Genomic DNA, 22,188 nt, shown 5'->3' with positions numbered 1-22,188 from the left:
GATCAGCTCAGTTCAACCGAATGTTCCGAAGCCCAGGCGGTAAGCGCTTCGCGGATCGGGACATTGCCGTCCTTCAACAGCGCCTCCACCGTCTCGACCAAAGCGTCGCGCTGGAGCGAGCGGACCATCGCCTTGATCGGTCCCACGGCAGCGGGCGTGATCGAAAGCCGATCGATCCCGAGCCCGATCAGGGCCATCGCCTCAAGCGGACGCCCGCCCATTTCTCCGCACACACCGACAGGGACCTCGGCTGCATGGCACGCATCGGCGACCCGCTTGAGAAAGCGCAAGATCGACGGACTGAGCCAGTCATAGCGCAGCGCCAGTCGCGGGTGGGCGCGATCCGCGGCGAACAGGAACTGTGTGAGATCGTTGGTGCCGATCGAGAGGAAATCCAGCTTGGGCAACAGGATATCGAGCACTTCGGCGAGCGCCGGCACTTCGAGCATCGCGCCGTAGCGGATATCGACGGGCACCTTCTTGCCGCGGGCCACGAGCCAGGCGCGCTGGGCCTCGAACAGCGCGCGCGCTTCATCGAATTCCCAGGGCTCGGAAACCATCGGGAACATGATGTTGAGCGTCTTGCCCGCACCCGCTTCGATCAGCGCACGCGCCTGCGCCTTCATCAGGCCATCACGGTCCAATGCGAGGCGCAACGCGCGCCAGCCCATTGCGGGGTTCTCTTCGTCGCCATCCTCGTCATGATTGAGATAGGGCAACGCCTTGTCGCCGCCGATATCGACCGTCCGGAACGTTACCGGGCGATCGCCGGCGGCATCGAGAACATCCTTGTAGAGGCGGCGCTGCGCTTCGCGCTGGGGAAGCGTGGCCGAGACGAGGAACTGGAATTCGGTGCGGAACAGGCCGATACCGTCCGCCCCGGTGAGATCGAGCGCGGCGAGATCATCGCGCAGCCCTGCATTGACCATCACCGTGACGCGGTGCCCGTCCACTGTGACCGGCGCTTCGCCCTTCAGCCGGGCGAACGAGGCCCGGCGCTTCTGGCTGAGCGCGAGCTTGGCCGAAAAGGCCTCCTCGGTCGCCGGTGTGGGGCGGATGAAGAGGCTCTCCTCCGCCGTATCCAGCAAGAGCATGTCGCCCTCGGCGATCAGCCGCCGCACGTCGCGCACGCGGCCGAGCACGGGCACCCCCATCGCCCGGGCGACGATGGTGACGTGCGCGGTGAGCGAGCCCTCTTCCAGGATCACGCCCTTCAGCCGGCGGCGGTCATATTCGAGCAGCTCGGCGGGCCCCATGTTGCGCGCGATCAGGATCGAATCCTGGCGCAACCCCATCTGCGCGGCGGTGCCCAGCTGGCCCGAGACGATACGGAGCAGCCGGTTCGCCAGATCCTCCAGATCGTGCATCCGGTCGCGCAGCAATGGATCGTCGATCTCGCGCATGCGCTGCCGGGTACGCTGCTGCACGCGCTCGATCGCGGCCTCCGCAGTAAGGCCGCTGTCGATCGCCTCGTTGATCCGGCGCGACCAGCCTTCGTCATAGGCGAACATCCGGTAGGTCGCGAGAATCTCGTCATGCTCGCCGCCGACGCCGAACTCGGCCTGGCTCGCCATCCGGTCGATCTGCTCGCGCATCTTGTCAAACGCGGCATAGACGCGGTGCCGTTCCGCCTCGGTATCCTCGGCGACCGTATGCTCGATGGTGATGCGCGGCTGATGGAACACCGCGACGCCCGCCGCCATGCCTTCGACGAGCTTGAAGCCTCGCGCATGGCTCGCGCTGGTCGGTTGCGGCCGGCTCGATGCGGCGCCGGTGGAATCGACCAGATCGGCGTTTGCGATCAGTTCCGAAAGCACCATCGCCACGGTCTGCAGCGCTTCGATCTCGACCTCTGCGTAACGGCGCGGGTCCGAATGCTGGACTGCGAGTACCCCCACCGCGCGCTCGCGCCGGATGATCGGCACGCCGGCAAAGCTGTGGAACGCCTCCTCGCCCGTTTCCGGCCGGTATGCGAAGGCCGGGTGCATCTCCGCTTCATCGAGGTTGAGCGTTTCGACATTGGCCGCGATCGTGCCGACCAGACCCTCGCCGAGCGCAAGCTTGGTCACATGCACCGCATCCTGCGAAAGGCCGCGCGTCGCATATAGCTCGAGCACCCCCTCGCGCAGGAGATAGATAGAGCAGACCTCGCTGTTGAGGACCTCTCCGATCGTCTGGACCACCGAATTGAGCTTCGATTGCGCTGGCAGGCGCCTGGCCATCACTTCGTGAAGGCGGGTCAGGATTTCACGAGCGGAGGCTGCTGCGGCTTGGGCCATGGGTGAGCGCTAACAGATTGCGCGCGGGCTTTCCAACGCTGCGGTTCAGCGAATCGCGATTTGCGCGGGGCCGCCGCCCGCGAGCGCCGTCTCGCTCAGAAATCCATGCGAATCATAAGCGATCCGGGGCGATGCGCCGCCGGCGCGCCAGAGCGCCAGATCGGCGCGATAGGCATCGTACGCACGATAGAATGCGATGAACGGCGCATCGAGCCGGAGCAATGCCTCGCGCGCAAAGGCGGGAAAGGCAGCGGGCGGCGTCGCCAAAGCTTCGGCGAGCAGACCCTTTGCGGCCGGGCAGAAATCGCGCTGCACGGGTGGTTGCGAAAAATAATTATAAACCCGCGTCATCGTCGCATCGAAACCGCCGCTCTGTTCCGCGGCAAGGCTGGCATGCGCGCGCTTCAGCGGCTCGCGGTGGAGGCGGAGAAGCTGGTTATAGTCCGGGGCAAGCCCTGGCTCGCTTGTGCAGGTCAGAACCGCCACGTTGAACGCCGAGCGGACGTGCCAGATCGTCGCGGCCTCGGATAGATTGCGATTGGGAGTGGCATAGTCGCCATCCGGAAGCCGGGCAGGCAATAGGAGATTGGGGGCCGCGCTCGCGGGCGGGACCGGCATCGGCCTTGCAACCGGCCTCTGCGCCACCGACGCTGCGACCTCGGCGCGCTGCGTGCCGCGCGAGCAGCCCGTAGCCATCAGGACCAGCAGCAAGGCGTGGAAAAGCGGGGCGCGCATCGTTCAATCCTTATCGCCCCCCGGCGTCATCAACCCGTGACGCCACAGGCTGAAGATCGCGTTAACCGCATCGCAGAAACCAAGGGTTGCGCCGCCACATACTGTATGGCATACAGTGTATGTTGTACACGATGTGAGACACAGCAAATGCCAGTCGAAGGCGACCTGTTTGAAAAGATGCGTGTGGAGTTGCGGCGCGGTTCGCTGGTGCTGGCCGTGCTCGTGGCGCTTCGCGAGGAGCGCTACGGCTACACGCTGCGCCAGAGCCTTGAGGCGGCGGGGCTGCCGATCGAGGAAAGCGCACTCTATCCGTTGCTGCGTCGCCTGGAGACCCAGGGACTTCTGACCAGCGAATGGCGCGAAGACGCCAAGCGCAACAAGCGGTTCTACCGTCTCAGCGCCGACGGGGAGTCTGTGCTCGCGCAATTGCTCGGCGAATGGAATGCGATCTCCGAATCGATCCTTCGCCTCGACACAAAAGGGGACGAATAATGGACCTGATCGAACGCTATCTTGGCGCGGTGCGGTGGAACCTGCCCGCTGGCAAAACCGACGACATTCTCGCCGAACTGCGCGAAGTGATCGAAAGCCGGATCGAGGATCGCGAAGAAGCGCTGGGCCGTTCGCTGGACCAACGCGAAATCAGCGTGCTTCTCAAAGAATTCGGCCACCCGATCACCGTAGCGGGCGGCTATCACGATCAGCGCGCGCTGATCGGCGCACAGCTGTTTCCCTTTTACTGGTTGGCGCTCCGCATCGTGCTGGCCATCGTTCTGGTGATCGAAGCGTTCCGGTTTGGAGGGCGTGTGATCGCCAGCGCCGCGCCATTGGCGCAGACGATCTCCCAGGCGAGCAGCGGGGCTGCAACCTCGCTGCTGCTTAGCGCCGCACTCGTCACTCTGGCGTTTGCGGTGATGGAGCGAACGGGCTGGCTTTCCGATTACCTGCGCACGTGGAAGCCCGAATCCCTCCCCAGCCTCCCACGCATCGAGGCCCGGCCGCGCAAGATCGGCGAGCCGATCGCGGGAGTTATTCTGGGCATCGCCTTTCTTGGCTGGTGGATGGGTGCCTTCCATATCAACTGGATGCCGCGCGAATCGGACGTGCTGATACAGGCCGCGCCGATCTGGACCGCGCTGTACTGGCCGGTAGCCGCGCTGATCGCGGCAGGGATCGCGCGCGATGCGGCATCTTTATTGGTACCCGCCTGGAAACCGCTGCGGGCTTTGCTGTGTGTCGCTTGCGCAGCCGGCACCGCCGCAATCTGCGCGATCCTGTACCGCTCCGGGCAATTGGCGACGGTCATTCCCGTCAACGCGGATGCAGAACAACTCGCGCATATTCAGGAGGGGCTCGATATCGCAATGCAGATCGGCATTCCCGCGATCGGCGCGATCACGATCCTCCAGTGCGGCGTGGAGCTGTGGCAGATCTATCGCGAGCGCCGCAATTGAAGGCAGGTCAGGCCGCCCGCTTCTCCAGAGCATGGGCGGCCTCGGCCATCAGCGTGGCAATGATCTCGGCGACCGGCTCTTCCTTCGTCACCATGCCCACCGACTGACCCGCCATCAGCGAGCCATTGTCGACATCGCCTTCGATCACGGCACGGCGGAGCGCGCCTGCCCAATAATGTTCGATCTGGAGCTGGGCCTCCAGCATCTCGACCTTGCCCTCGTCGAGCAACTGGGCAACTTCGCGCTGCTTGGCGGTGAACAGCTCCGACGACGCGTTCTTGAGCGCGCGGACCGGAATGACGGGCAGGCGCGGATCGATCTGAACGCTGGCGACGGCGTCCCGCGCCGAGGCGCGAAGGAAAGCGCGCTTGAAATTGGGATGGGCGATGCTCTCGGTCGCGCAAACGAAGCGCGTGCCGAGCTGGACGCCCGCCGCGCCCTGATCGAGATAGCCCGCGATCGCTTCGCCCCGGCCAATGCCACCCGCGACGAAGACCGGGACCTGCTCGGCGAGCTCGGGGAGAATTTCCTGCGCCAGCACGCTGGTCGAGACGGGGCCGATATGGCCGCCAGCCTCCATCCCCTCGACCACCAGCGCATCGACGCCCGAACGGATGAGCTTCTTGGCAAGGCTGAGCGCGGGCGCGAAGCAGATTACCTTGGCGCCGGTTTCCTTGATCGCCTCGACCGAGCCCTTGGGCGGCAGGCCCCCGGCGAGCACGACATGGCTGACCTGATGCTTCGCACAAACCTGGATCAGATCCATAAGCTGCGGGTGCATCGTGATAAGGTTCACGCCAAACGGCTTGTCGGTCAGCGCCTTGGTCGCGGCAATCTCGGCATCGAGCAGCTCGGAGCTCATCGCGCCACAGGCGATCAGGCCGAAGCCGCCCGCGTTGGACATCGCCGAGACGAGATTCCGCTCGCTGACCCAGGACATCGCACCGCACAGGATAGCGACTTCGCTGCCCAGGAATTCCGCGCCCCGCGCCATGCGGCGTTGCAGGCGCTCGGCGCCGATGCTTTCATTGCTCATGCGCCTCGCCTACTCGCGGGCAGGGGCGTCGGGCAAGGGGCTCGCGCGCCATTGTTCGTGCACGCGCATCACCTCGGCAAAGAGCGGCGAAGCGAGCTGCAACGCCAGCCAGCGCTGAAGCGCGGGCAAGGGCTGCGCGTCGAACCATTCCCGATCAACAGCCGCGAACTGACGGACAAAGGGCGTGATCGCGGCGTCGGTGAGTGTCCGGGTGTCACCACAAAGCCATGGCGCGGCGGCTAGCCGGGCTTCCAGCGGAGCCAGAAGCGCTAGCGCCGCCGCGCGGTGCTCCAGCGGATCGGAGGCGTGGCGATCGGGATATTTGTACCGGTCGAGGTGATGCTTGAATGCGCCGTCATTGGCGGCGATCAGACCCGTATCATCGCCCGCCAGCCAATGCTCGGGATCGTTCCGGTCAAGCGCCCAGCGCATGATATCCAGGCTTTCGTCGATCACCTGACCGTCTGACAGCACAAGCACCGGCACCGTTCCCTTGGGCGAGGCCGCAAGCATTTCCGGCGGCTTGTCGCGGAGCCTTACCTCGCGATGCTCATACGCCACGCCGCTGACCAGCAGCGCCATTCGGGCGCGGATCGCGTAGGGGCAGCGGCGGAAGCTGTAGAGGATCGTCATTTGACGATCACCGTATAGTCGATACGGATCGAGACCCAGGCGCCCACCATCTCCTTGCCGCCAACGCGCGGCGGCCTGACGAGGAACTGGAACGACGCCTGAAGCACGGCATAGCCATAGCCCGATCCAGGCGGACTCTCACCCAGGATCCTGCAATCCTCGACGCGGTAGCGCGGTGCGGTCCGGCAGGCGATTAGGCCCGTGCCTTCGCGCGCCCATCGCTGCGGAAGATAGGATGCCAGTTCAGACTGGCGCGGCCTGCGATACCATTCGGCTGCATAAAGCGGCTCGCCGCCCGGCCCCTTTCCACCCGCGAGCGGCGTGTCGCCCGCCATCTCGCCCGAAGCGCCCGCCGTGCCCGATGGCGCAGCCGCCGCGCCGGGATCCGAGGGGCGCTGGGGCAGGTTGCTGATCTGCGCGGCGCGATACTCGTCACGGGTCATCACGATGAACGGCAGCGGGCCGCGCGGCGTGGGCGGCACGGGGGGTGGCGGGATTTCGGGCGGCGGCACGGCGGGCCGGACCGTGGCGGTGGCGGGTTTGGACCGCGCCTTGCTCTCGGCCGTCTCGGATTTGGCTGAATCGGCCTCGTCCTCCCCCTCCGCCGCGACCGAGAATACCGTGGTGGTGCCAGGCTTCTTGTTGCCGGGCACGGGCGGGATCATGGACAGGAGCAGGAGGATCAACAGCGCTTCGAGCAGGAGCGTGAGCAGCAACGCCGCGCCGCGGCGGCGGAACGGCCCCGAATCCAGTCGCAAGGGGGGAAGCCGCCACGTCACCCGCCGACCCAACACAATGGATGCGGCGGGAAGGCGACTGGAAAATGGCGGCTTGCGTCAGTCAGCGTCGCGAAACACCGCGCCGACATGCGCTTCGCCCCGCGCGGCGGCGAGCTGCTCCTGGCGCTGGCGCTCGGCATAGCGGGCGCGCTGTTCGTCGGTGCGGCTCGCGTAGCAGGCGGGGCACGAGACGCCGGGCTCATAGAGCGGCGAGGCCTTGTCCCCTTCGCTCACCGGCATCCGGCATGCGCGGCACAGCGCATACCCCCCGGGCACGAGGCCATGGGCGACCGTTACGCGCTCGTCAAAGACGAAGCACTCGCCTTCCCAGCTGCTCTGCTCTTCGGGAATATGCTCGAGATAGGCGAGGATGCCGCCCTTCAGGTGATAGACCTGATCGATGCCCTGGGCTTTCAGGAAAGCCGTGGATTTCTCGCAGCGTATGCCGCCGGTGCAGAACATCGCCACCTTGGGTGCGGCGGCAAGTTCCTCGCGATGCGCTTCGAACCAATCCGGAAATTCGCCGAAGCTCTTTGTGTGCGGGTCGATCGCGCCGGAGAAGGTGCCGAGCGCGACTTCATAATCGTTGCGCGTGTCGATCAGGATCGTGCCGGGCTCGGCGATCAGCGCGTTCCAGTCCTCGGGCGCGACGTAATGGCCGGTGTCGAGCGGGTCGATATCGGGCTGGCCCATCGTCACGATCTCGCGCTTGAGCCGTACCTTCATCCGGTGGAAAGGCAGGGTTTCGGCGCGCGATTCCTTGACCTCGATTTCGGCGCAGCCGGGGAGCGTGCGGATATGCTCCAGCACCGCGCCGATGCCGTTATCGCTTCCTGCGATCGTGCCGTTGATGCCCTCGCGAGCGATGAGCAGCGTGCCCTTGACGCCCTGCGCGCGGCAGATCGCGGCAAGCGCCTTCTGGATCGCCGCGCAATCCTCGAAGCGGGTGAACTGGTACAGCGCGGCGACGCGAACGGGCGGAATCTGGGTCACGCCCGCGCCCCTAGCAGGAAGCCGCGCGAAAAGTCAGGCCGCGTCTTCGGCGTCGAGACCATAAGCGGTGTGGAGCACGCGAACGGCCAGCTCGGTATAATCCTCTTCGATCAAAACCGAGACTTTGATCTCCGAAGTGGCGATCGCCTGGATGTTTATGCCCCGATCCCCCAGCGTCTTGAACATCGTCGCAGCCACCCCCGCATGGCTCCGCATCCCGACACCGACGATCGACACCTTGGAGACGCGTGTGTCATGCATCAGCGAGGTATAGCCGATCGACGCCTGCGCCTTTTCCAGCACATCGAGCGCGCGGGCGAGCTCGGCCTGGGGCACCGTGAAGGTCACATCTGTCGAGCCGGTCGAATGCGCGATGTTCTGCACGATCATGTCGACATTGATATTGGCGTCGGCAAGCGGCGTGAAGATCGAGGCTACCGAACCAGGACGATCGGAAACGGCGGTGAGCGTCACCTTGGCCTCGTTCTTGTCGTGCGCGATGCCCGTGATGAGCTGGCGTTCCATGTCGTCGATCTCCTCTTCGCCCACGATCAGGGTGCCGGGCTCGCTGTCGCCGTCGGCATCGACGAACGACGAGAGCACCTGGACGCGGACGTTCTCCTTCATAGCGAGCCCCACCGAGCGGGTCTGGAGCACCTTGGCCCCGACGCTGGCGAGCTCGAGCATTTCTTCATAGGTCACGCGCTTGAGCTTGCGCGCCCTGGGCACGATGCGCGGATCGGTCGTGTAGACGCCGTCCACATCAGTGTAGATATCACAGCGATCCGCCTTCATCGCAGCGGCCATCGCCACCGCCGAGGTATCCGATCCGCCGCGACCCAGCGTCGTCACGCGCTCTCCTGCCGCCAGACCCTGGAAACCGGGAATTACCGCGACTTCCCCCGCCGCCAGCGAGGCGAGCAAGGCCGTCGTATCGATATCGGCTATGCGCGCCGACGCGTGGCCATCCGATGTGCGAATCGGTAGCTGCCAGCCGAGCCAGCTACGCGCCGGTACGCCGATTGCCTGGAGCGCGATCGCCAACAACCCGCTGGTGATCTGCTCGCCGGCAGAGACGACGACGTCATATTCCTTGGGATCGTAAAGCGACGAAGCCTCGCGGCAGAAGCCGACCAGCCGGTCGGTCTCGCCCGCCATGGCCGAGACGACGACTGCTACTTCGTTGCCCGCATCATGCTCGCGCTTCACCCGTTGGGCAACGCTGCGGATGCGCTCGATCCCCGCCATCGACGTACCGCCGAACTTCATCACGATGCGCGCCATTGGGGAGTTCTTGCTTCCGGGCCTTGGGAGTGGGACGGCAGGCTGATAGGAGCCGAGCATGGCCAAAGCAATGATAGCAACTATTGACCGCAAAGAAGCTGAGCATTTCGGCAAGCTCGCGGCCGACTGGTGGGACCCAAAGGGCTCATCCGCGATGCTCCACCGGCTGAACCCGGCGCGGCTGGGCTATATCCGCGCGGCGGTGGATGCGCATTGGGGCGGCGATGGCGCCTCGTTCACCCCGCTCGCCGGCAAGACGGGGGTGGACGTGGGCTGCGGCGCGGGGCTGCTGACCGAGCCGCTGGCCCGGCTGGGCGCGGCGATGACGGGCGTGGATGCTGCGGCCGAGAATATCGGCGCGGCGCGGGCGCATGCGGCGGCCGGCGGGCTCGCGATCGACTATGTCGACGGTGGAATCGAGGATCTACCCGGACGCAGCTTCGATATGGTCGTGTCGATGGAGGTGATCGAGCATGTGAGCGATCCGGCCGCCTTTGTGCGCGGGCTGGCGAATGCGCTGGCCCCGGGCGGGCTGATGATCCTCTCGACCCCGAACCGCACGCCCCTGTCGCGGCTGGCCATGATCACGATCGGCGAAGGCACGGGCGCGATCCCCAAAGGCACGCATGACTGGCGCCGCTTCATCAACCCCGAGGAGCTGGAAGCGTTGCTGGCCGAAGCGGGGATGCGCGTGATCGACCGGCAGGGCCTGAGCTTCTCGCCCGCGCGCGGCTTCGTTATCTCGCCGAACGAGGCGCTCAACTATCTGGTGACGGCGGTCCGCGCCTGATCAGCCGCCCTGGAGCACCGCCACCGCGCCCAGCACCACGGTGTGGCTGCCGGTGTTGAGGTGGAAGGCGGCGTTGAGCGTGCCCTTGGGATAAGCGGCATCGGCGACGCCGCTGACCTGATAGAGCTTCCATTGCGGCGTGATGGTGACGCCATCGCCGAAGATCTTCGTATAGGGGGCGGCGGCCAGCTGGAGCTGGGCGGCGGCGATGCGCGCACTGCCCGTTGCTCCCTGAAGCTTCGCCCAGAAATAGATCGTGATCTTGTCGCCCGCCTTGACCGCCTTGGTGATCGGCACGTTGACGCCGGTCGCCCAGACCTCACCCTTGCCCGAGACCGTTACCGGCAGCGCGCGGCCGCCCTCGACGCCCTCGTCCACCACGGTGCGCGGCGGGGGCTGGACGCCGTAAACCTGGAAGCCCGCCGGATTGGGATTGTTGAGCATCACTGGATCGGGCGCAGTCGCCGCGGTGGCGAGGCCGGCAAGGATCAACGTGGCGGCAGCGATGGCCAGACGAGCGATCATGGTTCCCCTCCGTCAATTTTGGAGGAGGCTATGCCTGTGTCCGGCATGTTTCAACGGCAAATGTTAGCGTTAAACTAGAACAGCCTTTCACCGTTCGGGACGGGCTTGGCGGGGCGGATCAGCACCACCTTCCCCTCCGCATCCGGAAAGCCGAGCGTCAGCACTTCGGACATGAACGGGCCGATCTGGCGCGGCGGGAAATTGACCACCGCGGCGACCTGGCTGCCGACGAGATCTTCCGGCCCGTGATGCTCGGTGATCTGCGCGGAGGAGCGCTTGACGCCGATCGCAGGCCCGAAATCGATCAGCAACTTAAAGGCGGGCTTGCGCGCCTCGGGAAAAGGCAGCGCCTCCACCACGGTGCCAACGCGGATATCGACGGCGAGGAACTGATCGAAGCCGATCGTATCGGCAGGCAAAGCGGCGGGATCATGGGTCATATGCATGGGCGCCCTCTTGCACAGAACGCTGCTTTCCGGGAGACCGCGCGGATGGGCGAACCGAAACTGCATCCAAGCTGGCTGGAGCCGCTGCGTGACGAGTTCGCCGATCCCTATATGGCGGCGCTGCGGCAGTTCCTGGTGGCCGAGAAGGCGGCGGGCAAGCGCATCTTCCCGGCCTCTGCCAACTGGTTCCGCGCGCTCGACCTGACGCCGCTCGAGCAGGTGCGCGTCGTGATCCTGGGGCAGGACCCCTATCATGGCGAGGGGCAGGCGCATGGCCTGTGCTTCTCGGTCCAGCCCGGCGTGCGCACCCCGCCCAGCCTGCAGAATATCTACAAGGAGATGGAGGCGGATCTGGGCATCCCGCGCGCGCGGCACGGCTTTCTGGAGCATTGGGCAAAGCAAGGCGTGCTGCTGCTCAACGCGGTGCTGACCGTGCGGATGGGCGCGGCGGCGAGCCATCAGGGGCGCGGATGGGAACGCTTCACCGACGCGATCATCCGGCTGGTCAACGCCAAGCCCGAACCGGTGGTCTTCCTGCTCTGGGGCAGCCATGCCCAGAAGAAGGCGGCGTTCGTCGATTCGATCGACAAGGGCGGGCGGCACCTGGTGCTCAAAGCTCCCCACCCCTCGCCGCTCTCCGCCCATAGCGGCTTTCTCGGCTGCCGGCATTTCTCGAAGGCCAATGCCTTTCTCGAAAGCCGGGGCCTCGCGCCGATCGACTGGGCGCTGCCCGAACCAAAATAGGCCAGCCGCGTTACCCGCTCCACACATGACAGGAGCAGGACATGGCCAAGACCCTCGCCGAGATCGCCGCGATGATGCGCGACATCGACTTCGCGATGCTCTCCACCCACAGCGACGGCGGCACGATCGCGTCGCGGCCGATGAGCAACAATCGCGACGTGGACTATGACGGCGACAATTGGTTCTTCGCGCTGGAGGACACCCGCCTCGTCAGCGACATCCGCGCCAACCCCAGCGTGTCGCTGGGCTTTCAGGGCAAGGCCGGGCTGCTCAAGATGAAGCCCGTCTTCGTATCGATCGAGGGCACGGCCAGCATCATCCAGGACAAGGCCGCGTTCGAGGCGCACTGGGCCAAGGATCTCGACATGTGGTTCGAGCAGGGCGTGGACACGCCAGGGCTGGTGCTGATCCAGGTGCATGGCGAGCGCGCACACTACTGGGACGGCGAGGACCAGGGCGACCTGGTGATCGGCGCGGCGGAGGTGGCGACGCCGACCGGCTGACCCGATTTGATCCCGCGCCTCCCGCTCGCTAGGGCGGCTCCGGTGACGGGCATGCCGCCCGCACCGCAACGGGCAAGGGCCGGATGAGCACGAACGACGAAGACAGTTTCGTATATGACGAAGCAACCGGCGAATGGATCAGCGCCGCCGATGCCGCCGCCAAGGCGAGCGCGGAGAACGTGGTGGAAGTCCGCGACTCGGTCGGCAACCTGCTGGCCGATGGCGACCAGGTGACGCTGATCAAGGACCTGACCGTCAAGGGCGCGGGGCAGACGCTGAAGCGCGGCACGCTGATCAAATCGATCCGCCTCACCGGCGACGCGCAGGAGATCGACTGCAAGCATGACGGCATCAAGGGGCTGGTGCTGCGCGCCGAGTTCGTCCGCAAGCGCTGAACCGACGCGCGCGATGGCGAAAGGTGACACTAAAGTGACACCAAGACACTAGTCGTCGGCGTCGCCCTCAGAGGCCTCCTTCAGCTTCCGGGCGGTGGCCGCGACCTGCTGCTTCGCGGCCTCCAGCGCGCGTTCGAAGGCTTCGCCAAGGCCCTGATCCTCCTCCTCATCCTCCTCGTCCCGCTCGGGCGCGGGCGGCTCGTCGCCGGGATCGCGATACCAGCGCGGCAGCTCGCCATCGAGCATATCGGCGACCTCCACCTCGACATCCAGCTCCTCGGGCGCGAGCAGCAGATGCGGATCGGGCGGGGTGGCGGGCTCGAGCGTGGCGATCGCCTCTGCCAGCGGCAAGGCGGGCGGCGCGGGCGGCTCGGACGGATGCCGCGTGCCCAGATGCGCGTGGCGATAGCGATCGGGCAGATGCGCGCGCAGCAGGAACATCAGCAGGCGATCATTGGTCTTCATCCGCCGCCCGACGCGACGCCCCTCGCGATCGAAAATCGGCTCGTCCGACCCGTTGATCGCGCGATCAAAGGCGAGATCGACCAGATGGAGCGCCGCCTGCTGGACCGCCGCATCCCATGCCCGCGCGAACGCCTCCGCCCCCGGCGTGCGGCGCAGGCGATAGCAGCTCTGGCGCGACATGCCGACGGTGCGCGCCGCTTCCTCGACCATGCCGGTATCGGCGAGCGTTTCGATGAAGCGCCGCTGCTTCTCCTCCGTCCAGCCATCGTCACGCTTGCGGCGGCGCACGGGCACCCATTTGTAATCGGCGGGATCGAAACCGTTCTCGTCGATATAGGGCGTGGGCGAATCCGCCTCCATATCGGTGGTGGCGAGCGCGGTGCCCGGACTGCCCGGCGCGCGCACCGCGAGCGCCCCGGCAGAGGCAGGCGCAGGCTGCTGCAGATCGGCAAGGTTGACGGGTTCGGGCGCGTCCTTGGTGGCGCGTGCGAAGGTTTCGGGATCGGATCGTTTGCTCATCTACGAGCTTGGAGCAGGTGAAATCCTACATTGGAAGCGATTGGTGGATGGATTTCGCCCGAGGTGTGGCGCGGGAGCATCCATCAGGGAAGGTAGACTCGCAAGATCGATCTGCCGATCGAGCCACCTGCGTTCCGGCATCCATCCTTTCGGGATTAGGCTGCGCGTCACCGTCTTCAAAGAGCATCACTCAGAAACCTCGCTATCGAGAGCACATTATCGCCTGCTTAGGGATGATATAGGGTTTCCTACCGAAAATAGCTCCTGTAAGGCGGACATCAGAACGTCACATCTGGCCATCGAGAGAAGCTATATGCCGGAATATACGCCACTTTTTGAACTCCTCAAAAGGACAGGTCCAGAGACATTCGAGAAGACACATCCATTCATAACTTTTCGAATGGATCTAAAGGCAGCGGTCGCTGCGATGTGGCTCAACCTCGGGGAGGCGAAATCGAAATGCGAGCATCTGGCGGGCGTGCCACTTCGCCCCGACATCGCATCCACGCTGCACCGGCTCTATCTCGCAAAGGGCGTCCACGCGACCGCCGCCATCGAAGGCAACACATTGAGCGAAGAGCAAGTATTGGCTCGGATTGAGGGTTCCGAGGTGGTGCCTCAATCACAAAAATACCTCCAAACTGAAATTGATAATGTGTTGCGGATTAGTAACGAGATCGCGGATTCCATAGAAACCAATGGATGCCGCCCGATTACTCCCGATGACATTAAATTATATAACAGAGAAATATTAGCAGGCCTCGACGTAGACGAGCATGTAAATCCTGGAGTTTATAGAACAACCTCCGTTGGGGTGATGGATTATAAGGCTCCTGATTGCAGAGATTGCCCATACTTAATGGAAAAACTTTGCGACTGGCTCAACCAATTCAAAGCTCCAAACCAAGGAGACGTTATCACCTATGGCATTTTAAAGGCGATAATTGCACATTTGTATTTGGCGTGGATTCACGCGTTCGGTGATGGAAATGGTAGAACCGCGAGGGCAGTAGAGGTTAGAATATTAATGGAGTCGGGATTACCCTCTACCGCGGCTCATCTTCTAAGTAATCACTACAATGAAACTCGTAGTGAGTATTACAGGATGCTATCCAGATCTTCTAAAAATGGAGGAGATCCTCTGCCATTTGTTAATTATTCAATTGGAGGCCTTGTTGACCAGCTTCGGTCGCAATTGACGCTAGTTCGTACTTATCAATGGACCGTGGCTTGGGAAAATTACGTTTACGAGAAATTTGGTCAGGATAAGACCTCCTCAGATAAACGACAGATAAAGCTAGTTCTCGCCTTAACTCAGCGGGAGGCGGGCGCACCGCGTTCGGAAATTAGGAGGTTGACCGCCGAGCTTGCAGAAGAGTACGCAAATAAGACATCTAAGACCCTATCTCGCGACATTAATAATTTAATTAGAGAGGGGTTGATCGTGCGGGAAGGCAGCGTTTTCAAAGCCAACAAGGGCATCATACTTGCCTTTCTCCCACGTCGCCGAAAAGAAGATTTCCACGTGAGTTTTCCGCCGCAAGCCGCGACGCTTATCCGGTAGAAATAGGAATGATAGCGACACCGCAAGCTCACGGGGAGCTAATGCTGTGCGGGCTTACCTCCCTAGGCCACCCGCAAAAAACATCAAATACGCCAACCGCCCATTCTCCGCCCTGTCCCCAAATCCCGCCGCTGAATTGTGGAACATCCAGGGGCTGAACAGGATCAGGCGGTTGAAGCGCATGGGGGCGGTGAAGGTCTTTTCCCATTTGGCGGGTTTGAGCGTGTCCTGATTGACGACTTCCTCTATCAGCCGGTTCACGTCCGTATAGCCGGCGGCGGCGATGCCCTCCGCGCTCAACGGCACGCGATCGAGGCCGGTGCGGCGGTGGCGGTAGAAATCGGTGCCGCCTTTGCAGTCTTCGGGGAGGCTCAGATAGAGGATGCCCGAATAGAAAGCCGGATCGATATGGACGCCGCTGACGCCGCGATCGCCGCGCAGCGTGAGGCGGCAATGGCCGTGGAGGGTGCCGGGGGCGGGCTGGACCGGCGCACCGATCACGCGGCCGACATAATCGTCCAGCCCCTTGATCGGGAGCGCGCGCGTGGAGGTGATGCCGGGATAGTTGCCGAGCTTCGTCGCGGGATCATAGCCGAGGCCGAGCGCCTGTCGGCGCAACTCGTGCGGGTTTGCGGCGAAATCATCGATGATGAGGAAGCTGGGCGGCATAAGCGGAGGCTAACGCGGTCTGCGGGGAATGGCCATCGGGGGCATGGGGGTAGCCCTCGTGATGCGGCGGCGCACGCTCGATTGATCGGCGGGGGCGATCACAGAAAGCGAGACGCGGGTCTGGAATTGCGAACGATTCGCAATAAATAGATGCGCTATGAACCGCGACCTTGCCAAAACGCTCAGCTTTCTCGCGCTCCATCTGCTGGTGGGGTTTTCGGTGGCCTATGCGCTGACCGGATCGGTGGCGATCGCCGGCGGCATCGCGCTGATCGAGCCGATGGTGAATGCGGTGGTGTTTTTCTTTCACGAGCGCGCCTGGCGGGGCGAGCTGAGCTGGCGCGCGGTGCTGATGCACCGGCATGACGGGATGGGCGCGGCGCATTGAGGGCGAGGCCCGGGGAGCGGAAATTGTTCGCGCGGAGGCGCTGAAGGCGCGGAGAAGAAGGGAGTTTGCGCGCAAGGACGCGACGATGTGGCGCGTCGCGCGCCGTCTCCTGGAATCGCGGGGAAAGCGCGAGGCCTTTCTTTGTTCGCGGGGCAGCGCGAATAGCGGATGGCTGATCGGGCAGATCGTCCCCTCCCATAAAGGGAGGGGAGGCGCAGGCTAATCCACGACGAAGGTGATCGCGAGGGTCGCGCGCCATTCGGTGACGGCATTGCTGCTGACCACCGCCTTGATGTCCTTCACCCAGACGCCCTGGATGTTCTTCACCGTCTCACCCACCTTGGCGACGCCGGATTTGACCGCATCCTCGATGCTGGTGGTCGACGATGCGATGACTTCGATATTCTTGGCGACAGACATTTACGGACTCCTCACGAAGCCCCAACCCGCTGCGATCCTTGGACCGCAACGGGCCGAACCTGTCAATCGTGCTCGCGGCCACCCGCGCCCATATAGAGTTCGCTGCCGGTTTCCTTGAAGCGCTTGCTCATCTCTTCCATGCCGGCGAGCGCTGCGGCCTTGCTTGCCTGCGCGGTTTCGGCGCCTGTCGGGCCGGTGGCGAGGAAGCCTTCGACCGACTGGTTCTGCCTGCCGGCGAATTCGCGGACCTCCTGGCTGATCTGCATCGAGCAGAATTTGGGGCCGCACATCGAGCAGAAATGCGCGGACTTGGCGCCTTCGGCGGGCAGCGTCTGATCGTGGTAATCCTCCGCCGTATCGGGATCGAGGCTGAGGTTGAACTGATCGCGCCAGCGGAATTCGAAGCGCGCGCGGCTGAGCGCGTCGTCGCGCATTTGCGCTGCCGGATGCCCCTTGGCGAGATCGGCGGCGTGGGCTGCGAGCTTATAGGTGACGACGCCGACCTTCACGTCATCGCGATCGGGGAGGCCGAGATGCTCCTTTGGCGTGACGTAACAGAGCATCGCCGTGCCGTACCAGCCGATCATCGCCGCGCCGATGCCGCTGGTGATGTGATCATAGCCGGGCGCGATATCGGTGGTGAGCGGGCCGAGCGTGTAGAAGGGGGCCTCGCCGCATACCTCCAATTGCTTGTCCATATTCTCCTTGATCTTGTGCATCGGCACATGGCCGGGGCCTTCGATCATCACCTGGACGTCCTGCTTCCACGCGCGGTGGGTGAGCTCGCCGAGCGTGTAGAGTTCGCTGAACTGGGCTTCGTCGTTCGCGTCGGCGATCGAGCCGGGGCGCAGGCCGTCGCCCAGCGAATAGGCGATGTCATAGGCCTTCATGATCTCGGTGATCTCGTCGAACTTCTCATAGAGGAAGCTCTCACGGTGGTGCGCGAGGCACCATTTCGCCATGATCGATCCGCCGCGCGAGACGATGCCCGTGACGCGCTTCGCCGCCATGGGGATATAAGCGAGGCGAACGCCGGCATGGATGGTGAAATAATCGACGCCCTGCTCGGCCTGTTCGATCAGCGTGTCGCGGAAGATTTCCCAGGTCAGATCCTCGGCAATGCCTCCGACCTTTTCGAGCGCCTGATAGATGGGCACGGTGCCGATCGGGACGGGCGAGTTGCGCAGGATCCATTCGCGCGTGTCATGGATGTTGCGGCCGGTGGAGAGGTCCATGACCGTGTCCGCGCCCCAGCGGATCGACCAGACCATCTTGTCGACTTCGGAGGCGACGTTGGAGGCGACCGCCGAATTGCCGATATTGGCGTTGATCTTCACCAGGAAATTGCGGCCGATCGCCATCGGTTCGGATTCCGGGTGGTTGATGTTCGACGGGATGATCGCGCGGCCGCGCGCGACTTCGTCGCGGACGAATTCCGGGGTGACGTAATCGGGGATGGACGCGCCGAAGCTCTCACCGTCGCGGGCATATTCCTTGAGGCGCTGGCGGCCGAGATTCTCGCGCGTGGCGACATATTCCATCTCGGGCGTGATGATGCCGCGCCGGGCATAGTGCATCTGGGTGACGTTCATGCCCGGCTTGGCGCGCAGCACCTGTTTGCGCACATTGGGGAAAGGCTGGACACCGCCGGAGCGATCGGGGCCGAGCTGGCCATTGTCCTCGGGGCGGACATCGCGCTGGGCGACCTCCTCCACATCGCCGCGGCCACGGATCCATTCGCGGCGAAGCTCGGGCAGGCCGGCCATGATATCGATGCGCGCCTGCGGATCGGTATAGGGGCCGGACGTGTCATAGACGCGCAGGGGCGGCTCGCCCGAACTGGGCTCGAGATCGATCTCGCGCATCGCGACGTTCAGCGGCCCGACATGGACCTTGCGGCTGCCGCGAATGGGGCCAGTGGTGACGTTCAGTTCGGTACGTGCGGGGATGTCGGCCATGTCAGTTCCACTCCATGCGGAGGAAACGGACCTTATGGTGACGGACCGCTCCCTCCCTACGCCGGTGTCAACCGGATCAGGTTCAGCGGGTCGAAGGCTCCTGCCCTCCTCTCAAGCGCAGGAATAGCGCTCCCCCGGGGATGGCCGTCTTGTAGAAGGCTTGGAAGCCAAGCGCCAGCCCCGCCGCGCCGGTCGCGTGGTCGAGGACGCGATTGGAAGCGCCGGCGCGGCTAAAGCAGATACTTCATCCGCACCTGTTGCGTCTGGGCGGCATCGCCGATGGTGAAACGCGCGGCGGCGAAGCTGGGCGGGCCGAAGCCGATCGCCGGGTTGCGCGAAAAGCCGAAGCCTTCGCGCGGGATGCCCAGCGCGGTATCCAGCTTCGCATTGCCATTGGCATCATGGATCACCGAGATCGCATAATCGCCGTGGGCGAGGCCGGTCAGCCGGATGCGCGGATTGCTGGCCGGCAGCGTGCGGCGGATCGAGCCGGGATCCTTGGTGCAATCGGGAAAACCCTTTGGCTCACGCGTCAGGCAGAGCTGAACGACGCCCTTTTGCGAGCGCAGCCCGACAATGTCGATCTGAAGGCTGGTCTCAGGAACCGGCGCGGCGGCGGCCAGCAGCAGCGCGGCTGAAATCGCCAAGACCCCGGTCCGTGCCGCAGAGCCGGTCCCAGTGCCGGAAATAGAGGCCATAATTGCATCCATAAAATTCGTGGTGCCGCTGATGATGGCTCGCGGTGATGAGCCAGGCCCCCAATGGCCCGCTATGGATGAACCGGGGGAAAACCTCCCAGCCCATATGATTGGTGACGCCCATAACCGTCATGATCGCCAGCACCAGACCCAGCGCGGCGGCGTGAATCGGAATTATGAAGACCAGTAGCGGGATTACCACAGCGCCGCTGAGCGCCTCGACCCAGTGGAAGCTCATCGCCGCCCATGCGGTGGGCGGGCGGCTGGCATGGTGGACGGCATGGGCGATGCGGAACCAGCGCGGGCGGTGCATCCAGCGATGCGTCCAGTAGAACCAGGTGTCGTGCGCGAGCAGATAGAGCAGAACCGAAACGGGCAGATACCAGAGCGGATAGGCATCGGCCTGGGTGTAGATCAGCGTCCAGCCCCGATTCTGCCAGCCCCAGGCAATGATTCCTGCAGGGACGCCGTAGATCGCCGCGCTGGCGAGGCTCCAGCCTATCTCGCGGCGGATCTGCCGCCCCTGCCCGGCATAGAGGCCGGGATGCCGCGCCCGCGTGGCAAAGGCGAACGCGCCCGAGACGATCAGATAGCGCACGCCGACGATGAGCGTCATCGCCAGCGCGGAAAGCGCGGCGGCGGCCAGCAGGCTCATGGCATCTTTGCGATCCGGCCCTCGGGATCGAACGCCAGACCATCGCCAACCGCGTCGAGCGTCAGCAGCGGAGCGGGCTTGAGCCCGCTCCACACGATCTTTTCCCTGTCGCTGTCGATCCGGCCTGTGGCGGTCTTGGCGCGTCGGGTGAGATAGTTCAGGCTGATGCTGACCATTTCGCCGCTATAGCGCTGCACGTTCGAATAGTCCCACCCGATCAGGCGCATGGCATTATCCTGCCAGCGGAACGTGAAAGTCGTGGAGCCGGCATCCCCGCCGCCCATGCTCATCATCCGCTCGAACCCGATGCGCAGCGTGCCCTTTACGATCGATAGCGATTCAGCGCCGAAGGGATCGACCGCGCAACCATCCTCGCGCCGGGGAATGAGCGTGGTGTCGGTGAAGGCGAGCCGATAGCCATCGCCGTCGGCAAAGGCGACGGCGAGGATGCGCGGATTGGTATCGAGCGGGCTTTCGCACATCTCGCGCTTCACGCGATTGGCGGTGAAGACGCCGCGCAGGACGAACGCGATATCGGGCTTTCCGTCAGCGTTCAGATCGCCCTTTGCCGAAGCTTCGAGGGCCCAGCCATGCACGCCGAAGCTCGCGGCCTGATCCGCCCCTTTAGGCAGGGTCGGGAACTGGACAGGGGGAAGCGGGACATCCTGTCCGGAAGGCGCTGCTGCGAGCGCCGCGACGAGAAGTGCGATGGTCATGGGGCAAAGCGATACCGGGCTTTGCGGGTGTTGCAAGTTACGGAAACGAAACTGCAAATTTGCGCATCGAAGGTGATTCTGGAAGGCGTTGAAGGAGCGGGATCGGGCGAGAGGCGCGCGAGAGCAACAGCGGTACCGCCCAGAGGTTACGCCCCCCCCACCAACTTCGCCGCCCCCCCTCCGGAGGAGGAGTTGGTTCCCGCGATCAGGGAGGCGGCATCCTTGGCCAGATCGACCAGCACCTCGCGCGGCTCGCCTGCACGGGCGCGGACGCTGAGCGAATGGAGCATCGCGGCGACGATACGGCCATGCGCTTCGGGCGCGGGGCTGCCGGCGGCAGCGAGCAATCCGGTGATCCGCCGGTCCTGCATCGCGATGAACGCCGAGAGGCGGGCGCGGACCTCATCATCGCTGGCGGCGGCGGTGGCGGCGGTGTTGATGATCAGGCAGCCTTCCGGCTGATCGGCTCCCGCGAAATAGAGATCGATGCCGCCCACCAGCAAGCGTTCGATCAGGGGGCCGAGCGGCAGACCGCGTTCGCCGAGGCGCAGGAGATGTTCTTCGACGCGGGCGGTGAGGCGCTCGATCGTCGCGATGTAGAGCGCGCGCTTGTCGCCAAAGGCGGCGGCAAGGCTGGGGCGCGCGAGCCCGGTGGCTTCGGACAGATCGTCGAGCGACGTGCCCGCCAGGCCCTGCGTCCGGAAGCGCTCGCCGGCAAGACGCAGCGCTTCATCGGGATCGAAACTGCGCGGACGGCCGCGCCCACGGACGGGCATTTTTATGCACACTCGCAAATAATTCTTGACCGGTCCATTTTTGTGCGGGATTGTATAAAAATACAAGCGCCATCGGGAGGCCGCCATGAAGCTGTATTTCCGTCCCTTTGCCTGCTCGCTCGCGGCGCGGATCGCCCTGGAAGAGGCCGGGCTGGATGCAGATTATGTCGAGGTGGGACGCGATTACCGCCTGCCCGACGGACGCGATTTCCGCGAGATCAGCCCGATGGGATATGTGCCCGCGATCCAGACCAGCAGCGGCTTCGTGCTGACCGAAGGCCCCGCAGTGCTGACCTATATCGCCGAGCTGGCGCCCGAGGGGACGCTCAACTTCACCGGCTTTTCCGACGCGCATTACCGGATGATAGCCTGGCTGAACTTCATTGCGACCGAGCTGCACAAATCGGTTTTCGCGCCGCTGCTCGGCAAGGCAGGCGAAGGCGACAGGGATAGTGCGCGCGCCCGCGCGGCCCGGCCGTTTGCCGTGCTTTCGCAGCATCTGGAGGGGCAAAACTTTCTGGAGGACCGCTTCAGCGTGGCCGACGCCTATCTGCTGGCGGTGCTCAACTGGTGCGAGGCCGCCCAGGTGCCGATCCAGGACTGGCCGGTGCTGCTTGCCTACAGGACCCGCCTGCGCGCGCGGCCGTCGGTCGCCCGCGCGATGGCCGCCGAATTGACGCTGCTCAAACAGGCGGCCTGAACCCGTTTCGCCTGAACGCCTTTCGGGCGTGGCCGCGTCGGCCACTCCCGCCACACCTGCCCCC

Annotated in this window: 26 protein-coding genes and 1 riboswitch; of the genes, 9 read left to right on the top strand and 17 right to left on the bottom strand. The window is 64.5% G+C overall.

The genetic code is table 11. The annotated features are described in order from the left end of the window. Window positions 1–2: 2 nt before the first annotated feature. Together ptsP and SSO01S_RS09145 are read right to left on the bottom strand one after the other, a co-directional pair. Window positions 3–2,279: a phosphoenolpyruvate--protein phosphotransferase gene (gene ptsP, locus SSO01S_RS09150; protein ID WP_066798320.1), complete on the bottom strand. Its 2,277-nt coding sequence runs from the start codon at window positions 2,277–2,279 to the stop codon at window positions 3–5. A 45-nt stretch (window positions 2,280–2,324) separates the two neighbouring features. Beyond that, on the bottom strand, window positions 2,325–3,014 hold the full coding sequence (locus SSO01S_RS09145) for a hypothetical protein (protein ID WP_066798318.1): 690 nt from the start codon (window positions 3,012–3,014) through the stop codon (window positions 2,325–2,327). Between the two features lie 147 nt (window positions 3,015–3,161). Here SSO01S_RS09145 and SSO01S_RS09140 point away from each other — a divergent pair, with 147 nt between their 5' ends. Both SSO01S_RS09140 and SSO01S_RS09135 read left to right on the top strand, forming a co-directional pair. Next, window positions 3,162–3,506 carry a PadR family transcriptional regulator gene (locus SSO01S_RS09140; protein WP_066798316.1) on the top strand — a complete coding sequence of 115 codons (345 nt, stop codon included), beginning with the start codon at window positions 3,162–3,164 and terminating at the stop codon, window positions 3,504–3,506. Beyond that, window positions 3,506–4,468: a hypothetical protein gene (locus tag SSO01S_RS09135; protein WP_066798314.1), complete on the top strand. Its 963-nt coding sequence runs from the start codon at window positions 3,506–3,508 to the stop codon at window positions 4,466–4,468. The genes SSO01S_RS09140 and SSO01S_RS09135 overlap by 1 nt, the downstream gene beginning before the upstream one ends. A 7-nt stretch (window positions 4,469–4,475) precedes the next feature. Here the strand turns inward: SSO01S_RS09135 and SSO01S_RS09130 are convergent, their stop codons facing one another. The 5 genes from SSO01S_RS09130 to SSO01S_RS09110 all read right to left on the bottom strand — a co-directional run bounded on the left by SSO01S_RS09130 (window position 4,476) and on the right by SSO01S_RS09110 (window position 9,193). Beyond that, on the bottom strand, window positions 4,476–5,504 hold the full coding sequence (locus tag SSO01S_RS09130; protein ID WP_066798312.1) for an NAD(P)H-dependent flavin oxidoreductase: 1,029 nt from the start codon (window positions 5,502–5,504) through the stop codon (window positions 4,476–4,478). A 9-nt stretch (window positions 5,505–5,513) separates the two neighbouring features. After that, the gene (locus SSO01S_RS09125; protein WP_066798310.1) at window positions 5,514–6,137 is read right to left on the bottom strand and encodes a glutathione S-transferase N-terminal domain-containing protein; all 624 of its coding nucleotides are present in this window, start codon (window positions 6,135–6,137) and stop codon (window positions 5,514–5,516) included. Beyond that, complete coding sequence (locus SSO01S_RS09120; RefSeq protein ID WP_245646681.1) at window positions 6,134–6,853, bottom strand: hypothetical protein; 720 nt, start codon at window positions 6,851–6,853, stop codon at window positions 6,134–6,136. Before SSO01S_RS09120 ends, SSO01S_RS09125 begins: the two co-directional genes overlap by 4 nt. Window positions 6,854–6,973: 120 nt before the next feature. Continuing rightward, window positions 6,974–7,909: an oxygen-dependent tRNA uridine(34) hydroxylase TrhO gene (gene trhO / locus SSO01S_RS09115; RefSeq protein WP_066798301.1), complete on the bottom strand. Its 936-nt coding sequence runs from the start codon at window positions 7,907–7,909 to the stop codon at window positions 6,974–6,976. Between the two features lie 33 nt (window positions 7,910–7,942). Then, window positions 7,943–9,193 carry an aspartate kinase gene (locus SSO01S_RS09110; RefSeq protein WP_066798299.1) on the bottom strand — a complete coding sequence of 417 codons (1,251 nt, stop codon included), beginning with the start codon at window positions 9,191–9,193 and terminating at the stop codon, window positions 7,943–7,945. Between the two features lie 58 nt (window positions 9,194–9,251). Here SSO01S_RS09110 and ubiG point away from each other — a divergent pair, with 58 nt between their 5' ends. Beyond that, window positions 9,252–9,983: a bifunctional 2-polyprenyl-6-hydroxyphenol methylase/3-demethylubiquinol 3-O-methyltransferase UbiG gene (gene ubiG / locus SSO01S_RS09105; RefSeq protein ID WP_066798297.1), complete on the top strand. Its 732-nt coding sequence runs from the start codon at window positions 9,252–9,254 to the stop codon at window positions 9,981–9,983. On the opposite strand, the gene SSO01S_RS09100 is transcribed toward ubiG, so the two are convergent. Both SSO01S_RS09100 and SSO01S_RS09095 read right to left on the bottom strand, forming a co-directional pair. Beyond that, window positions 9,984–10,508: a carbohydrate binding domain-containing protein gene (locus SSO01S_RS09100; protein WP_066798293.1), complete on the bottom strand. Its 525-nt coding sequence runs from the start codon at window positions 10,506–10,508 to the stop codon at window positions 9,984–9,986. A 74-nt stretch (window positions 10,509–10,582) separates the two neighbouring features. After that, window positions 10,583–10,954: a tRNA-binding protein gene (locus tag SSO01S_RS09095; RefSeq protein WP_066798291.1), complete on the bottom strand. Its 372-nt coding sequence runs from the start codon at window positions 10,952–10,954 to the stop codon at window positions 10,583–10,585. A 45-nt stretch (window positions 10,955–10,999) separates the two neighbouring features. Between SSO01S_RS09095 and ung the strand changes: the two genes are divergently transcribed. The 3 genes from ung to SSO01S_RS09080 all read left to right on the top strand — a co-directional run bounded on the left by ung (window position 11,000) and on the right by SSO01S_RS09080 (window position 12,596). Beyond that, window positions 11,000–11,698 (top strand): uracil-DNA glycosylase, encoded by a 699-nt coding sequence (ung, locus tag SSO01S_RS09090; RefSeq protein ID WP_066798289.1) that lies wholly within the window; start codon window positions 11,000–11,002, stop codon window positions 11,696–11,698. A gap of 41 nt (window positions 11,699–11,739) precedes the next feature. Continuing rightward, the gene (locus SSO01S_RS09085) at window positions 11,740–12,201 is read left to right on the top strand and encodes a pyridoxamine 5'-phosphate oxidase family protein (RefSeq protein ID WP_066798288.1); all 462 of its coding nucleotides are present in this window, start codon (window positions 11,740–11,742) and stop codon (window positions 12,199–12,201) included. 83 nt (window positions 12,202–12,284) lie between these two features. Beyond that, the gene (locus tag SSO01S_RS09080) at window positions 12,285–12,596 is read left to right on the top strand and encodes an alkylphosphonate utilization protein (protein WP_066798287.1); all 312 of its coding nucleotides are present in this window, start codon (window positions 12,285–12,287) and stop codon (window positions 12,594–12,596) included. Between the two features lie 48 nt (window positions 12,597–12,644). Here the strand turns inward: SSO01S_RS09080 and SSO01S_RS09075 are convergent, their stop codons facing one another. Further along, on the bottom strand, window positions 12,645–13,580 hold the full coding sequence (locus tag SSO01S_RS09075) for a hypothetical protein (RefSeq protein ID WP_066798286.1): 936 nt from the start codon (window positions 13,578–13,580) through the stop codon (window positions 12,645–12,647). A gap of 313 nt (window positions 13,581–13,893) precedes the next feature. Between SSO01S_RS09075 and SSO01S_RS17220 the strand changes: the two genes are divergently transcribed. Continuing rightward, the gene (locus SSO01S_RS17220) at window positions 13,894–15,144 is read left to right on the top strand and encodes a Fic family protein (RefSeq protein WP_083942928.1); all 1,251 of its coding nucleotides are present in this window, start codon (window positions 13,894–13,896) and stop codon (window positions 15,142–15,144) included. 54 nt (window positions 15,145–15,198) lie between these two features. Here SSO01S_RS17220 and SSO01S_RS09070 read toward each other — a convergent pair whose 3' ends face one another. Next, complete coding sequence (locus SSO01S_RS09070) at window positions 15,199–15,813, bottom strand: DUF6445 family protein (protein ID WP_066798285.1); 615 nt, start codon at window positions 15,811–15,813, stop codon at window positions 15,199–15,201. Window positions 15,814–15,970: 157 nt separating this feature from the next. On the opposite strand from SSO01S_RS09070, the gene SSO01S_RS09065 reads away from it, so the two are divergent. Next, entirely contained in the window at window positions 15,971–16,201 is a 231-nt protein-coding gene (locus tag SSO01S_RS09065; RefSeq protein ID WP_066798283.1) for a DUF2061 domain-containing protein, read from the top strand. A gap of 219 nt (window positions 16,202–16,420) precedes the next feature. Here the strand turns inward: SSO01S_RS09065 and SSO01S_RS09060 are convergent, their stop codons facing one another. The 6 genes from SSO01S_RS09060 to SSO01S_RS09035 form a co-directional block, all read right to left on the bottom strand. Then, window positions 16,421–16,621 (bottom strand): dodecin family protein, encoded by a 201-nt coding sequence (locus SSO01S_RS09060; RefSeq protein WP_066798281.1) that lies wholly within the window; start codon window positions 16,619–16,621, stop codon window positions 16,421–16,423. Between the two features lie 62 nt (window positions 16,622–16,683). Then, window positions 16,684–18,579, bottom strand: a complete 1,896-nt coding sequence (thiC, locus tag SSO01S_RS09055; RefSeq protein WP_066798279.1) for a phosphomethylpyrimidine synthase ThiC — start codon at window positions 18,577–18,579, stop codon at window positions 16,684–16,686. Between the two features lie 36 nt (window positions 18,580–18,615). Then, window positions 18,616–18,726, bottom strand: a riboswitch (TPP riboswitch). Between the two features lie 83 nt (window positions 18,727–18,809). After that, complete coding sequence (locus SSO01S_RS09050; RefSeq protein ID WP_245646680.1) at window positions 18,810–19,226, bottom strand: DUF2141 domain-containing protein; 417 nt, start codon at window positions 19,224–19,226, stop codon at window positions 18,810–18,812. Continuing rightward, window positions 19,177–19,932, bottom strand: a complete 756-nt coding sequence (locus SSO01S_RS09045) for a sterol desaturase family protein (protein WP_439646559.1) — start codon at window positions 19,930–19,932, stop codon at window positions 19,177–19,179. Before SSO01S_RS09045 ends, SSO01S_RS09050 begins: the two co-directional genes overlap by 50 nt. Continuing rightward, complete coding sequence (locus SSO01S_RS09040) at window positions 19,929–20,648, bottom strand: hypothetical protein (RefSeq protein WP_066798277.1); 720 nt, start codon at window positions 20,646–20,648, stop codon at window positions 19,929–19,931. The genes SSO01S_RS09045 and SSO01S_RS09040 overlap by 4 nt, the downstream gene beginning before the upstream one ends. A gap of 146 nt (window positions 20,649–20,794) precedes the next feature. Next, entirely contained in the window at window positions 20,795–21,424 is a 630-nt protein-coding gene (locus tag SSO01S_RS09035) for a TetR/AcrR family transcriptional regulator (RefSeq protein ID WP_066798276.1), read from the bottom strand. Window positions 21,425–21,509: 85 nt separating this feature from the next. On the opposite strand from SSO01S_RS09035, the gene SSO01S_RS09030 reads away from it, so the two are divergent. Then, window positions 21,510–22,124 (top strand): glutathione S-transferase C-terminal domain-containing protein, encoded by a 615-nt coding sequence (locus SSO01S_RS09030; RefSeq protein ID WP_066798275.1) that lies wholly within the window; start codon window positions 21,510–21,512, stop codon window positions 22,122–22,124. Window positions 22,125–22,188 lie beyond the last annotated feature (64 nt).

It is taken from the genome of Sphingomonas soli NBRC 100801 (assembly GCF_001591025.1).
GTDB classification, from domain to species: Bacteria; Pseudomonadota; Alphaproteobacteria; order Sphingomonadales; family Sphingomonadaceae; genus Sphingomonas; species Sphingomonas soli.
Note: the sequence above shows the minus strand (reverse complement) of the source record. Positions and strands in the feature narration are given on the sequence as shown.

Coding starts and splice junctions, on each gene's coding strand:
- ptsP (WP_066798320.1), bottom strand. CDS start 2,279: ATGGCCCAAGCCGCAGCAGCCTCCGCTCGTGAAATCCTGACCCGCCTT.
- SSO01S_RS09145 (WP_066798318.1), bottom strand. CDS start 3,014: ATGCGCGCCCCGCTTTTCCACGCCTTGCTGCTGGTCCTGATGGCTACG.
- SSO01S_RS09140 (WP_066798316.1), top strand. CDS start 3,162: ATGCCAGTCGAAGGCGACCTGTTTGAAAAGATGCGTGTGGAGTTGCGG.
- SSO01S_RS09135 (WP_066798314.1), top strand. CDS start 3,506: ATGGACCTGATCGAACGCTATCTTGGCGCGGTGCGGTGGAACCTGCCC.
- SSO01S_RS09130 (WP_066798312.1), bottom strand. CDS start 5,504: ATGAGCAATGAAAGCATCGGCGCCGAGCGCCTGCAACGCCGCATGGCG.
- SSO01S_RS09125 (WP_066798310.1), bottom strand. CDS start 6,137: ATGACGATCCTCTACAGCTTCCGCCGCTGCCCCTACGCGATCCGCGCC.
- SSO01S_RS09110 (WP_066798299.1), bottom strand. CDS start 9,193: ATGGCGCGCATCGTGATGAAGTTCGGCGGTACGTCGATGGCGGGGATC.
- ubiG (WP_066798297.1), top strand. CDS start 9,252: ATGGCCAAAGCAATGATAGCAACTATTGACCGCAAAGAAGCTGAGCAT.
- SSO01S_RS09100 (WP_066798293.1), bottom strand. CDS start 10,508: ATGATCGCTCGTCTGGCCATCGCTGCCGCCACGTTGATCCTTGCCGGC.
- SSO01S_RS09095 (WP_066798291.1), bottom strand. CDS start 10,954: ATGCATATGACCCATGATCCCGCCGCTTTGCCTGCCGATACGATCGGC.
- ung (WP_066798289.1), top strand. CDS start 11,000: ATGGGCGAACCGAAACTGCATCCAAGCTGGCTGGAGCCGCTGCGTGAC.
- SSO01S_RS09085 (WP_066798288.1), top strand. CDS start 11,740: ATGGCCAAGACCCTCGCCGAGATCGCCGCGATGATGCGCGACATCGAC.
- SSO01S_RS09080 (WP_066798287.1), top strand. CDS start 12,285: ATGAGCACGAACGACGAAGACAGTTTCGTATATGACGAAGCAACCGGC.
- SSO01S_RS09075 (WP_066798286.1), bottom strand. CDS start 13,580: ATGAGCAAACGATCCGATCCCGAAACCTTCGCACGCGCCACCAAGGAC.
- SSO01S_RS17220 (WP_083942928.1), top strand. CDS start 13,894: ATGCCGGAATATACGCCACTTTTTGAACTCCTCAAAAGGACAGGTCCA.
- SSO01S_RS09070 (WP_066798285.1), bottom strand. CDS start 15,813: ATGCCGCCCAGCTTCCTCATCATCGATGATTTCGCCGCAAACCCGCAC.
- SSO01S_RS09065 (WP_066798283.1), top strand. CDS start 15,971: ATGAACCGCGACCTTGCCAAAACGCTCAGCTTTCTCGCGCTCCATCTG.
- SSO01S_RS09060 (WP_066798281.1), bottom strand. CDS start 16,621: ATGTCTGTCGCCAAGAATATCGAAGTCATCGCATCGTCGACCACCAGC.
- thiC (WP_066798279.1), bottom strand. CDS start 18,579: ATGGCCGACATCCCCGCACGTACCGAACTGAACGTCACCACTGGCCCC.
- SSO01S_RS09045 (WP_439646559.1), bottom strand. CDS start 19,932: ATGAGCCTGCTGGCCGCCGCCGCGCTTTCCGCGCTGGCGATGACGCTC.
- SSO01S_RS09040 (WP_066798277.1), bottom strand. CDS start 20,648: ATGACCATCGCACTTCTCGTCGCGGCGCTCGCAGCAGCGCCTTCCGGA.
- SSO01S_RS09035 (WP_066798276.1), bottom strand. CDS start 21,424: ATGCCCGTCCGTGGGCGCGGCCGTCCGCGCAGTTTCGATCCCGATGAA.
- SSO01S_RS09030 (WP_066798275.1), top strand. CDS start 21,510: ATGAAGCTGTATTTCCGTCCCTTTGCCTGCTCGCTCGCGGCGCGGATC.